General features: G+C 70.2%; 11 protein-coding genes. 4 read left to right on the forward strand and 7 right to left on the reverse strand.

The genetic code is table 11. The features are described 5' to 3' along the window. Positions 1 to 4: 4 nt before the first annotated feature. From CI089_RS06560 to CI089_RS06575, 4 genes are all read right to left on the reverse strand, one after another. A complete protein-coding gene (locus CI089_RS06560) occupies positions 5 to 541 on the reverse strand; it encodes a putative glycolipid-binding domain-containing protein (protein ID WP_179223251.1) in 537 nt (178 codons plus the stop codon). A 75-nt stretch (positions 542 to 616) separates the two neighbouring features. Continuing rightward, complete coding sequence (locus tag CI089_RS06565) at positions 617 to 1,945, reverse strand: GAF domain-containing protein (RefSeq protein WP_094260760.1); 1,329 nt, start codon at positions 1,943 to 1,945, stop codon at positions 617 to 619. A 78-nt stretch (positions 1,946 to 2,023) separates the two neighbouring features. Next, on the reverse strand, positions 2,024 to 3,457 hold the full coding sequence (locus tag CI089_RS06570) for a CCA tRNA nucleotidyltransferase (RefSeq protein ID WP_094260761.1): 1,434 nt from the start codon (positions 3,455 to 3,457) through the stop codon (positions 2,024 to 2,026). Positions 3,458 to 3,502: 45 nt separating this feature from the next. After that, on the reverse strand, positions 3,503 to 5,020 hold the full coding sequence (locus CI089_RS06575) for a DUF7059 domain-containing protein (RefSeq protein WP_256977575.1): 1,518 nt from the start codon (positions 5,018 to 5,020) through the stop codon (positions 3,503 to 3,505). Between the two features lie 128 nt (positions 5,021 to 5,148). Between CI089_RS06575 and CI089_RS06580 the strand changes: the two genes are divergently transcribed. From CI089_RS06580 to trxA, 4 genes are all read left to right on the forward strand, one after another. Then, complete coding sequence (locus tag CI089_RS06580; protein WP_094260762.1) at positions 5,149 to 7,296, forward strand: DUF6049 family protein; 2,148 nt, start codon at positions 5,149 to 5,151, stop codon at positions 7,294 to 7,296. Then, complete coding sequence (gene murJ / locus CI089_RS06585; RefSeq protein WP_094260763.1) at positions 7,293 to 8,900, forward strand: murein biosynthesis integral membrane protein MurJ; 1,608 nt, start codon at positions 7,293 to 7,295, stop codon at positions 8,898 to 8,900. The genes CI089_RS06580 and murJ overlap by 4 nt, the downstream gene beginning before the upstream one ends. A gap of 104 nt (positions 8,901 to 9,004) precedes the next feature. After that, a complete protein-coding gene (trxB, locus tag CI089_RS06590) occupies positions 9,005 to 10,036 on the forward strand; it encodes a thioredoxin-disulfide reductase (protein ID WP_256977581.1) in 1,032 nt (343 codons plus the stop codon). Between the two features lie 71 nt (positions 10,037 to 10,107). After that, positions 10,108 to 10,431: a thioredoxin gene (trxA, locus tag CI089_RS06595; RefSeq protein WP_023953450.1), complete on the forward strand. Its 324-nt coding sequence runs from the start codon at positions 10,108 to 10,110 to the stop codon at positions 10,429 to 10,431. A gap of 79 nt (positions 10,432 to 10,510) precedes the next feature. Here the strand turns inward: trxA and CI089_RS06600 are convergent, their stop codons facing one another. Genes CI089_RS06600 through CI089_RS06610 form a run of 3 tightly spaced genes read right to left on the reverse strand, consistent with a single transcriptional unit; the run spans position 10,511 to position 12,796 of the window. Continuing rightward, entirely contained in the window at positions 10,511 to 10,849 is a 339-nt protein-coding gene (locus CI089_RS06600) for a tryptophan synthase subunit alpha (protein WP_094260764.1), read from the reverse strand. Between the two features lie 34 nt (positions 10,850 to 10,883). After that, positions 10,884 to 11,867, reverse strand: a complete 984-nt coding sequence (locus tag CI089_RS06605; RefSeq protein WP_094260765.1) for a ParB/RepB/Spo0J family partition protein — start codon at positions 11,865 to 11,867, stop codon at positions 10,884 to 10,886. After that, positions 11,867 to 12,796, reverse strand: a complete 930-nt coding sequence (locus CI089_RS06610; RefSeq protein WP_094260766.1) for a ParA family protein — start codon at positions 12,794 to 12,796, stop codon at positions 11,867 to 11,869. Before CI089_RS06610 ends, CI089_RS06605 begins: the two co-directional genes overlap by 1 nt. Between the last annotated feature and the right edge of the window lie 84 nt (positions 12,797 to 12,880).

Raw genomic sequence — 12,880 nt, forward strand, 5'->3', positions numbered from 1 at the left:
GCCCTCACGAACCCGTCACCCGCTCGAACAGGCCGGGGTAGCTGAGCACGAAGCCGTCCGCGTCGACCGTGAGCGTGCGTCGGAAGTCCCGGTCGGTCGATTCGAAGCAGTACGAGCGCGGGCCGACGCGGGTGTAGCGCTGGCGCCCGAGCTCCACCTCGAGCGACGGAACCTGCACCCACGCCACTTCGATGTCGGCACGGCTCCCGACCGCCAGTCCGAGACGCCGGATCGGGAGCGCATTGGTGGCGGGCGTCGCGGTGATGTCGAGGTCGGTCGCACCGGCGAGGTCGGGCCTCTCCTCGCCGTCGACCGTCCAGGCACCGTCGACATGCTCGATCTGCGTCGATCGTTCACCCGATGCGATCGATGCGTGGCGGAAGGTGCCGTCTGATTCCAGACTTACCGCGTAGCGACACGGCTCGTCACCGCCGTCGACCTCTCCGACGATGCGGATGCCGTCATCGGAATATTCCGTGATGCATCGCTCGATCGTCTCGACGGAACCGATGCTCGTCCATGAGATCCGTGTCGTCCTCACGCGCCGCCTCCTCTCGATGTTTCACGTGCAACATCGCGTCGCCATCCTGTCAGCGGCTCGGCGGCGACGGAACGGTCACTCGTCGGGGTTGCCGAGCGCGGTCAGCCGTGCGACGATGCCCGCCCGCTTCGGTGACCGCGCCGGCAGCATTCGCAGGCATAGCTGCAGGATCTCCGCGTCGTCGGTGCCCTCGTCCGTCTCGACGTACGCCAGGAGCACGTCTACCGATGCTTCGGCCAGCAGCGCCTCGCGGAGCGATGCGCGGAGGCGATCGCGAACCTCCTCGGTCCCCGGAGCGCACGAGTCGGGCAGCACGGGGCCCGGATACGCCGCGAGCGCGACGCGGTGCGCGCCACGGTCGAGCAACGAGGCCACCTGTTGCGCATCGGTCTCGAGGTCCGCGGGCAGACGATACGGCCGCGACAGGGGCACGAGGTGCGGCGCGACTCGCTCGAGCATCCGCCGCAGCCGCACCATCTCGGGGCGGAGCGTGTCGGTGGCGTCGGGACCGTAGACGAGCTCGGCGAGTCGTTCCGCCGACAGCCCCTGCCGGTGAGTCGCGAGCATGAGCAGGATGTCGGCGTGCCGGGCCGACACCTCGACGACCCGCTCACCGCCGACACCCGCGATCTCGAGGAGCGCGCGATCCCTGCCGAGCACGCGGAGGGTCGAGGCCGTCGGAACCGAACCCGCCCGACTCCGGGATCGCGTGAAGCCGCGCGGACGCTCTGCCCGAGAGCGCAGCCGGGCGACGAGAACCTCGCTCTCGATCGCACGTGCCGTCGCGTCGACGAGCAGCCGTGCCTGGGGACTAGCGGCCTCCGCACGGCCGGTCACGTCGATGACCCCGAGCAGTCGGCGGGTCTCCGGGTCGTGCACGGGAGCGGCCGTGCACGACCAGGGCTGCACGAGGCGATTGAAGTGCTCGGCACCCCGGATCTGCACCGATCGGTCGAGCTGCAGCGCCGTCCCCGGTGCCGAGGTGCCCACAGCGGACTCCGACCAGTTGGCCCCCGCGACGAAGCCCATGTCGCCCGTCAGGGTTCGGACGCTCGTGTCGCCCTCGACCCAGAGCAGCCGGCCGGCGGCATCCCCGACGGCGACGACGACCCCGGAGTCGGGGCTCGGGACGAGCAGCGCACGGACCATGTCCATGACGCCGGCGAGCGGGTGCGCGCTGCGATAGGCGGCGAGCGCGCGCTCGTCGAACTCGAGCGGAGGCAGCGCCTCGGCACCCACCAGGTTCGCCATCGACCGGCGCCACGAATCGCGGACGAGCGACCGCACGTCCTGCAGGCGGCGTTCGGCATCAGATCCGGCCAAGAGCTCGTCGTGCGCGCGCTCGATCAGCAGACGGGACGACTCGGGTGCGACATCCCACTGCGCGGACCACGACGAGGACACGGGCGACTCCGATCGGCGGTGAAGGAGCGCCCTCAGCCTAAGCCGGACGGGCTCCTCGCGGTAGGGCCCGTGGGCTCCTCACGCCTCGGAGCGCGCGGCCCACCACTCGCGCAGGCGCCGCTCCGCGGCATCCTCGCCGATCATGCCCTCGTCGAGTCGGATGTCGAGCAGGAACCGGTACGCCTCGCCCACCTCGCGGCCGGGGCCGATGCCGAGGATCTCCTGGATGCGGTTGCCGTCGAGCTCCGGGCGCATGGCGCCGAGCTCTTCCGCGGCCGCCAGCTCGTCGATGCGTCGCTCGATGTCGTCGTATGCCGACTTCAGGCGAGCCGCCTTGCGCTTGTTCCGCGTCGTGACATCGGCGCGGGTGAGGATGTGCAGTCGCTCGAGCTCGTCGCCCGCGTCGCGGACGTAGCGCCTGACGGCCGAATCCGTCCAGGCACCTTCCGAGTAGCCGAAGAACCGCAGGTGCAGTTCGACGAGGCGGCTCACCGACGAGATCGTGTCGGAGTCGAAGCGCAGGGCCTGCAGGCGCTTGCGCGCCATCCGGGAGCCCTTGATGTCGTGGTGGTGGAAGCTCACTCCCCCGCCGGGCTCGAGCTTGCGCGTCGCGGGCTTGCCGATGTCGTGGAGGAGCGCTGCGAGGCGCAGCACCACGTCGGGCTCCGCGCCGGGATGCCGCTCGTGCTCGAGCTCGATCGCCTGGCGCAGCACCGTCAGGGAGTGCTCGTAGACGTCCTTGTGGTGATGGTGCTCGTCGATCTCGAGGCGCAGCGCCGGCACCTCGGGCAGCACGAGCTGCATGAGGCCGGTGTCGACGAGCAGCCGGATGCCGCGTGCGGGATCGTCGGTGCGCAGCAGCTTCACCAGCTCGCCCTGCACCCGCTCGGGGCTCACGATCGAGAGCGTCTCGCGCAGCTCGGTCATCGCCTGCCCGGTGGCGGGATCGAGCGAGAAGCCGAGCTGGGAGGCGAAGCGGGCGGCACGCAGCATCCGCAGCGGGTCGTCGCCGAAGCTCACGGCCGGATCGCTCGGCGTCCGCAGCGTCGTCGCGACGAGATCCTCGACCCCGCCCGTCGGGTCGACGAGGGACGGTCCCGGAACCCGCAGCGCCATCGCGTTGACGGTGAAGTCCCGGCGCGCGAGATCCTGCTCGAGCGTGTCGCCGAACTCGACCGTCGGCTTTCGGGTCACGCCGTCGTAGCTGTCCGCTCGGTAGGTCGTGATCTCGATCTGCTCGCCGCGCACCTTCGCACCGATCGTGCCGAAGGCGCGACCGATGTCCCACGTCGCGGTGGCGAGGGGCTCGACGACGCGCAGGATGTCGTCGGGTCGGGCGTTCGTCGTGAAGTCGAGATCGTTGGTCGCGCGCCCCAGCAGCGCATCTCGCACGGGACCGCCGACGATCGCCAGCTCGAAGCCGGCGCGCTCGAAGGCGTCGGCGAGCGTCGAGACGACCGGAGATGCTGCCAGGGCGCCCAGGCGCGCGACACCCTCGGCCATGTTCAGCATGCGTCCGAGCCTACCGGGCTCGTCCGCCCCTCCCCCAGCGCGGGATCAGTCCGCGAAGCGCAGGAAGCCCGTGAACAGCAGCTCGCGCACGCGCGGCAGCAGGTCGGCGCGGAGCGCTGCGGCATCCACCTCGAGCAGGTCGGCGATCGCGGCGACGAGCACGCCGACGGGCAGGTCGCCGTCGCTGGCTCCGACGAGCGCCGCGAGGGCCGGATCGACATCGAGCACCCGTCCGAACCCCGCGCCCTGACGCAGCTCGATGACCTGCGGATCCTCCGCGCCCGGAGTGTGATGGCGTGCCTCGGTCACATCGGGTGCGACCCGCAGCACCGCGGCATCCAGGTCGGCGTCGGTCATGCTCGAGAGCCGCTGCCACGCGTCGAGCGACTCACCGATGTGGGGACCGAGAGCGCCGGGAATGCTTCCGGCGATCCGTTCGTAGCGAGCGAGGGTCGGGATGACGGCCGGCCGGTGCAGCGTGACGTAGCCGAATCCCACCGCGGTGACCCCGCGGGCGGCGAAGTCGTCGAGCCACGCCTGCACGAGCGGCGCGTAGGCAGGCGAGCCGGGCGCGGTGCCGCCGTCGCGGACCCACAGCTCGGCGTAGGCGAGCGGGTCGAGCTGCTCGCGTTCCACGACCCACGCATCGAGGGCGACGGACGACTCCGATACCCACGAGCGCACGCGGTCCAGACCGTCCTCGCCGGCACGGTACTCCCAGTTGCCGAGCAGCTGGGCCACGCCGCCCGGAGCCAGCACCGAGCCGACCTCCCGCACGAACGCGGCGACGAGGTCGTCGCCCGACATGCCACCGTCGCGGTACTCGTATGCCGGTACGCCCTCGACGCGGGGAGTGATCACGAAGGGCGGGTTGGACACCACCCGCCCGAACTGCTCGCCGGCGACCGGCTCGAAGAGGCTGCCGAACCGAGTCTCGATCCCATCGACGTCGTTGAGGAGGGCGTTCAGGCGCGTGAAAGCGAGGGCGCGCTCCGAGATGTCCGTCGCCACGACGTGGTCCCCCGCGCGCCGCGCACGAAGAGCCTGGATGCCGCACCCCGTGCCGATGTCGAGCACGCGTCCCACCGGGGATGTCAACTGCAGCCCCGCGAGCGTCAGCGAGGCGCCGCCGACGCCCAGGACATGGCCCGTGGGCAGCGGCCCGCCCACCGCTGCCTCGTCGAGGTCGCTCGCGATCCACCAGTGGCCCTCGCCCGCGGCATCCGAGATGTCCTGCGGTCGCACCAGGGCGTCGGGTACGACGAGGTGGCCGTCGAGGTGGGCGAGCCCGAGCTCCGTGAGGCCCGCCGCCCCGAGCGAGGGCAGCGCGGCGTCGACTGATGCGCGGGGCGCCGGCCCTCCCAGGAACAGCAGGCCCGCCAGCACGGCCAGCGCGTCGGTGCGGCCGGCCAGCACGCGCCGGGCGGGCTCGATGAGCCCGTGACCCACCGCGGTGTCGACCATCCCGCCCCAGAGCGCACGCAGGGCGTCGGCGCGGTAGCCCGCGGCATCCAGGTCGGTACGGAGCGCCGCGCAGCGGCCGGCGTCGGGGTGCAGGGTCACTCCCCCATTCAACCGTGCGGGCAGTCGAATAGCCGCACGGCCCGGCCCGCCTCGGATGACGCACAGCGGGGCCGCCCTAGACTCTGTGCGACCCTGCGGTCGGGTATCGCAGCGGGTCGAGAACCGCCATGACCGACATTTCCCCTGCCACCGCCCGCGCCCGTCGCGCCCGTCGCGGTGCCCGCGTGCTCGGCTGGCTCGCGGCTGCGGCGATCGTCGTGGCACCGCTCGCGTCTCCCGCGTCCGCTCTCGCCGAGACGCCGCCGAGCCCGGCCCCCAGCGCCAGCCCGACACCGGACGCCAGCCCGACACCCGGGACCCCGGGGGTCGCCTCGCTCATCGCCGCGCCCGCCAACGGCGGAACCGTCGCGACCGGCGCCGACGCGGTCATCTCGGTCGATCAGCGGAACGGGTCGCCGCGCGCACTTCCTGCCGGCACCGTCTCGGTCTCCCTGTCGCGCTCGGCCCTGACGTCGCAGCAGGCGGTCGTCGACTGGCTTCGGCCCGGCGACGACGCGGCAGAGGCGCTCCCGGTCTTCGAGGAGGTCGCCCGCGCCGATGTCGCCGAGCTCGCGGCGGGTGACGAACGCGCCACGAACGTGTCGATCTCCGCCACCGAGAAAGATCTCGTCGGCCTCGCCCCCGGCGTATACCCGGTCGCCGTATCCGGTCCGGGTGGTTCGTCGCGCACTGTCATCACCGTGCCCCGCACCGACGCCCCGCCGCGCTCGACCACCGTCATCGTCCCGATCACTGCGGGAGCCCGCACGTCGGGACTGCTCACGGCGACCGAGCTCACCGAGCTCACGGCCGAGAACGGCTCCTTGAGCGCGGTGCTGGACGCTGTCACGGGCACCCCGGCGGTGCTCGCCGTCGACCCCGCGATCGTCGCGTCGATCCGCGTCCTGGGCTCGAGCGCGCCGGCAACCGCGACGGGCTGGCTCTCGAGCCTCATGGCGCTGCCCAATGAACGGTTCGCCCTGCAGTTCGGTGACGCCGACCTCGCGACGCAGGTGCACGCCGGTCTGACGGCGCCGCTCGAGCCGACGACCCTCGCTCCCTACGCCGATCCGGCGAACTTCAGCTCCGCCGGGTCCACCACGGCCGCAGCCGTACCCGATCTGCGGCAGCTGCTCGCCGTCGGAACCGCAGCGAACACCGTCCGCGACATCTTCTGGCCCGCCGGCGGCACCGCGGGACCCGACGTCGTCGCGGCCATCGATGCGCAGGCCGGGGCGGACGCCGACGCGCTCACCCTCGTGCCGTCCGACACCGTCTCCGGCGGCGACGGCGGCGTCCGCGCCGCAACGGGCGAGGCCGATCTCCTCATGTACGACCACCTGGTCTCCGCCGAGCTCGCACGCGTCGCGGCGGCATCCGACGACGCGCCGCTCCGCAGCGCGGAACTCGCCGCCGCCACGGCGCAGGTCGCGCTGAGCGGCGAGGGCCCCCTCGTCGCGACGATCGATCGTCCCGCGACGAGCTCGCGCGCCGGTGTGAGGACGGCCATCACCGCGATCACGGGCGCCACGGGCGCCACCCCGACGTCGCTGCAGGATCTCCGTGCTGCAGCGCCCGCGCAGGTCACCGTCGCCGACATCCCCGCCGATGCCGACCGCGTCGCGGCCCTGCAGCGTTTCCTCGCCGATGAAGAGCGCCTCGCGACCTTCGCGACCGCCCTGGTCGAACCCACCCAGCTGACGGCGCGCGAACGCACCGCCATCCTGCAGCTGATCGGCGACGCGTGGCTGACCGAGCCGACCGCGTGGGCGGCCGCCGTCGCGCAGCACGAGGAGAACACCGAGAGCACGCTGGATGCCGTCGGCATCGCGAACCCCGGCACCATCAACTTCCTCGCCACGAGCGCCCCGATTCCCGTCACGGTCCGCAACGACCTGCCCTGGCCGGTCTCCCTCGTGCTGTTCGCCGAGACCGGGGACCCCCGTCTGATCGTGCAGAAGGCGACGGTCGTCGAAGCGGGCGCGCAGCAGAACACCCGCGTCGACGTGCCGGTCGAGGCGCGCGTCGGAAGCGGTGAGACGACACTCAGCCTGCAGCTGCGGAGCACCGCGGCCGTGCCGATCGGAGCGCCCGAGGCCATCGGCCTCACGGTGCGCGCGGAGTGGGAGTCGGTCGGGATCACCGCGATCATCGTGATCGTCGTCGTCCTCATCGCGGGCGGCGTGATCCGAACGGTGCTGAAGCTGCGACGCCGGCGGAGCGAGAACGCAGCGCAGCAGCACGACACCCCCGAACAGCAGGAGAGCACCGAGTGAGCGGAATCGGCCGGGCAGGAGCGGTCGTCGCCGCGGGAACACTCGTCTCCCGGGTCACGGGCCTCGTGCGCAACATCGTGCTCGCGGCAGCGCTGCCGGTGATCGCCACCAGCGCGACCGGCGGGGCAGCCAATGCGTTCGCGATCGCCAATCAGCTGCCGAACAACATCTACGCGATCATCTCGTCCGGCCTTCTGGCCGGCGTCATCGTCCCGCAGATCATCCAGGCGGCGAAGCATCGCGACGGCGGCAGCGCCTTCGTCTCCAAGCTCCTGACACTCGGAACCACCGCCCTGTTCATCACGACGGTCATCGCCGTCGTCGCGGCGCCGCTGCTGGTCGTGGCGTTCGGCTCCCGGCTGAGCCCCGAGGCCTCGGCGCTGACGCTGGCATTCGCCTACTGGTGCCTGCCGCAGCTGCTCTTCTACGGTATCTACGCCCTCCTCGGCGAAATCCTCAACGCGCGCGGAGTGTTCGGCCCCTTCGCCTGGTCGCCGATCGTGAACAACATCGTGTCGATCATCGGCTTCCTCGTCTTCATCTGGCTCTTCGGCGTCCAGGAGGACGTGGTCGGCTGGACTCCGACGATGGTGGCTGTCATCGCCGGCACCGCGACGGCGGGCATCGTCGCACAGGCGGGCGTGCTCCTGCTGTTCTGGCGCCGCGCTGGCCTGCACATCCGTCCCGACTTCCGGTGGCGAGGCATCGGGCTGCGGCACATCGGCCGCCTCGCGGGCTGGACATTCTTGATGGTCCTGGTCGGCCAGCTCGCCGGCCTCGTCCAGTCGACTCTCGTGAGCGCGGCATCCAACGCCGGTGCCTCAGTGGCGGCGATGTCCTACGCGTGGCTGGTGTTCATGCTGCCGTTCTCGGTGATCGTACTGTCGATCGGAACGCCCTACTTCACCCGTCTGAGCGCGCATGTCGCCACGGGGCGACCCGATGCGCTCCGCTCCGATCTGGACGCCGCCACCCGAACCATCGGGATCTTCATGGTCGGTGCGCTGGCCGCGATTGTGGCAGCGATTCTGCCCATCTCGCGCGTCTTCACGGACGGTCCGCAGACGGCGGCGACGTTCGCCTGGGTCCTCGCCGCGTATCTTGTCGCTCTGCTGCCGCTGTCGTTCCAGTTCGTGCTGCAGCGCACCTTCTACGCCCACCAGGACACGCGGACACCATTCGTGTTCACGTTGGTGCAGGCGATCCTCGTCGCCGCGAGCGCCGTCGCGGCCTATCTCCTGTTGCCCGTAGAGTATCTTGCCGTCGGCATCGCGCTGGGGCAGTCGCTCGCCAACATCGTGCAGCTGGTGCTCGCGGTCATCCTCCTGCGCCGGAAGATCGGCCCGCTCGGCCTGGGCGGTGCGGTACGCGGCGTTCTGCGCTTCGTCGCCGCCGGCATCCCCGCCTGCGCCGCCGGCTGGGGCGTCTCGCTGCTCCTGGCACGTGTGTGGGGATGGACGATCGAGACGGTCGCCGCAGCGCTCATCGGCGGCGCCGTCATCGGCCTGGCGACCCTCGTCGTCTACGTCATCCTCCTCGCGGTCCTCCGTGCGCCGGAGCTCGGCACAGCGGTGCGCACGGTGCGCCGCATCCTCGGCCGCTGACACCCCTGCCCCACGGCCGCCGGGGAATGCCCCGCGGCTACCATGGGTTGGACGTGTCGGGGTATCCGCGACGCGGATTCCAGACCCCAGAAAGGGATGTCGACGTGCGACAGGTCATCATCATCGGATCCGGCCCGGCCGGCTACACGGCCGCGATCTACGCGGCACGCGCGAACCTGAAGCCGCTGCTGATCGCGAGCTCGGTCGAAGCGGGCGGCGAGCTGATGAACACCACCGAGGTCGAGAACTTCCCCGGCTTCCCCGAGGGCATCATGGGGCCCGACCTCATGGCCAAGATGCAGGAGCAGGCCGAGAAGTTCGGCACCGAGGTTCTCTACGACGACGTCGTCGAGCTCGACGTCGACGGCCCCGTCAAGAAGGTCACCCTCGGCAGCGGCGCCACCCACGAGGCCGACAGCCTCGTCTTCGCGACCGGTTCGGCGCCGCGCAAGATCGGCATCGAGGGCGAGAGCCGTCTGTCCGGACGCGGGGTGTCGTACTGCGCCACCTGCGACGGCTTCTTCTTCCGCGAGCGCACGATCGCCGTCGTCGGCGGAGGCGACTCGGCCATGGAGGAGGCGACCTTCCTGACGAAGTTCGCCTCGAAGGTGTACGTCATCCACCGCCGCGACGAGCTGCGCGCCTCGAAGATCATGCAGAACCGCGCGATGAACAACGACAAGATCGAGTTCATCTGGAACAGCGAGGTCGCCGACATCCTGGGTGAGGATGCCGTCACGGGCGTCGTCCTGCGCGACACGGTCGACGGCTCGACCCACGAGCTCGCGCTCGACGGCATCTTCGTCGCGATCGGATACGACCCGCGCACGCACCTCGTCCACGGGTCGCTCGACCTGACCGAGCACGGCACCGTGTGGGTCGACGGCCGCTCGTCGCGGACGTCGGTCCCGGGTGTCTTCGCTGCCGGCGACGTCATCGACCCGACCTACCGCCAGGCGGTCACCGCCGCCGGAAGCGGCACGGTCGCAGCACTCGACGTCGAGCACTACCTCGCCGCCCTCGGTGAGGCGTCCGAGCCCGCAGCCGACAGCTCGCCGCTCCGCGGCCGCCCCGACGAAGGCCTCGAGTCGCTCGTCGCCGAGACCGAGACGAACGACGAGAGCGACGCTGCCTGACGGCTGCACCGCGGAACAATTCCCGCGCCCGCGTCGTTGACGTAGGCGACACCCTTTCGAAGGAGATCACCATGACCGCCAAGGCCACGACCGAGAGCACCTGGCAGCAGGACGTCCTCGACGCCGATGGACCCGTCCTCGTCGACTTCTGGGCCGCATGGTGCGGTCCGTGCCGCATGGTCGGACCCATCCTCGACGAGATCGCCACCGAGCACCCCGAGAAGATCACCGTGCTCAAGCTGAACGTCGACGAGAACCCCAACCTCGCCATGCAGTACCAGATCACCTCCATCCCGGCGATGAAGGTCTTCAACAAGGGGGAGGTCGAGAAGACGATCATCGGCGCCAAGCCGAAGTTCGCTCTCGAGCAGGACCTCGCCTCGTACATCGGCTGACAGCCATATGAACGGAGCCCCGGTCGGATCACTGATCTGACCGGGGCTTTTTTCTATCGGCTCGGGTTCACGACGCCACTCAGGACGCGTCGGCTCTCGTCGCGGCATCCCACCGGCGATGCGGTTCACTGCCCAGCAGCCGCCACACGGCGCGGGTCAGCTCGGGGTGATCCATCGCGATCTGGCGCAGGACGCGGTAGTTGCGGGCCGAGCTGGGACGACCACCGCCGTAGGCGGCGATGTTCTCCGCCCGCAGCATGAGGACGACGAGCTCGTCGACCGAGGGCAGCTCCTCCATGAACTCCCACGGGTCTTCACCCGCGCGGAGCCGCTCCTCGACGAGCACCGACAGTTCATCGGCGGCCTCAGCGCGCAGCAGCTCGACGCTGGCTCGCTTGGGGTTCTGCTCGTCGTTCACCGAACAAGCCTACGTCGCGCCACCGACACCGGCGTCAGCGTGCGCCGTATGCGTCCTCGCCCAGCTCGGCCAGGATCCGGTTCAGGTCCTGGATCGTGGCGAAGTCGACCACGATCTGGCCCTTACGTGCGCCGAGCGAGATCTTCACCTTGGTGTCGAGGCGATCGCCGAGCCGTCCGGCTACCTCGTCGAGGTGCGCGCGAACACCCCCCGCCTTCGGGGCGGGCCGGCGGGTGCCGGCGGCCTCGATGGTCTTGGCCGCGGCTTCCGCGGCCCGGACCGAGAGGTCTTCGTTGACGATCTTGTCCGCGAGGCGCTGCATCGCGTCGGCACCGTCGACGGAGAGGATCGCCCGGGCGTGACCCGCGCTGAGGACACCCGCGGCGACACGTTGCTGGACCGGAACCGGCAGCCGCAGTAGGCGGATGGTGTTGCTGATCTGCGGCCGCGAGCGTCCGATCCGGGTCGCGAGCTCCTCCTGCGTGATCCCGAAATCCTCGAGCAGCTGCTGGTAGGCGGACGCCTCTTCCAGCGGGTTGAGCTGCGAGCGGTGCAGGTTCTCGAGCAGCGCGTCGCGGAGCAGATTCTCGTCCGACGTGTCGCGCAGGACGGCGGGGATGGCCGTGAGTCCGGCCTCGCGGGCAGCACGCGTTCGGCGCTCGCCCATGATCAGCTCGTACTTGCCGTCCTCGTTCGTGCGGACGACGATCGGCTGGAGCACACCGAACTCTCGAACGCTGTGGACGAGCTCCGCGAGGTCGTCGCTGTCGAAGTGCGTACGAGGTTGCCGCGGGTTGGGGACGATCTCGTTCGGATCGACCTGGATGAGGGCGGTCCCGGGGATCGAGACGAGCTCGGGGGCATCATCCTTCGCCGCCTCAGGGGATGCCGGGGCCTCGATGGTCGCCGTCGCGCCCTTGGCACCCGGGAAGAAGACGTCGACGGGGCGCGCCTCCGTCGCCTCCGACGTCGGGATGAGTGCGCCGATTCCTCGGCCCAATCCGGTGCGCTTGGCCATCAGGCTTCTCCCTTGTTTCCTTGTGCTGCAGCAGACGCTCGCTGGGCGATCTCGACGGCTGCCTCGCGATATGCCACCGCGCCGGCCGATTGACCATCGTAGGCGATCACCGTCTGCCCGAAGCTCGGTGCCTCCGAGACGCGCACGGAGCGCGGGATCACGGTACGCAGCACCTCGTTCGGGAAGTGCGACCGCACCTCCTCGGCCACCTGCTGCGCCAGGCGCGTGCGCCCGTCGTACATGGTCAGGAGGATGGTCGAGAGGTGAAGCCGGCTGTTCAGATGCTTCTGGATCATCGAGACACTGCCCAGCAGCTGGCTCAGGCCCTCCAGCGCGTAATACTCGCACTGGATCGGAATCAGCAACTCGTGCGCAGCGGTGAAGGCATTGATGGTCAGAAGCCCGAGAGAAGGCGGGCAGTCGATGACGACGAAGTCGATGCGGTCCTCGGTCGACGCGAGATAGTCCTCGACGGCCGTGCGCAGTCGATGCTCGCGCGCGACCTGCGAGACCAGCTCGATCTCGGCGCCAGCGAGATGGATGGTGCTCGGCGCACACAAGAGATTGGGTGACTCCGGGCTCACCTGCACGATGTCGGACAGCGGGAACTGATCGATCAGCACGTCGTAGACACTGGGGATGTCGGCGCTATGCGGGACCCCGAGTGCCGTCGAGGCATTCCCCTGGGGATCGAGATCGATGACGAGCACGCGAGCACCCAGGGAGGCGAGGGAAGCAGAGAGGTTGACCGTCGTCGTCGTCTTACCCACACCGCCCTTCTGGTTCGAGACGGTGATCACACGCGTCTCGCTGGAAAAGTCGATCGATACGGCATCCAGCGCGCGCCGCCGCGACGACAGATCGGCCAGTTCGCGCGCCAGCGGAGAATCGAACGTCAGCGACGCGCGGCCCGATTCCGGTTCTGCCATTCGTTCAACTCCTCAGTTCCTGATCTCACTCTACGGATGCCCTCTGACGTTTCACGTGAAACGGGCGATGGTGATGTTTCACGT

This window comes from Microbacterium sp. Yaish 1, assembly GCF_002245215.1.
Taxonomy (GTDB): domain Bacteria; phylum Actinomycetota; class Actinomycetes; order Actinomycetales; family Microbacteriaceae; genus Microbacterium.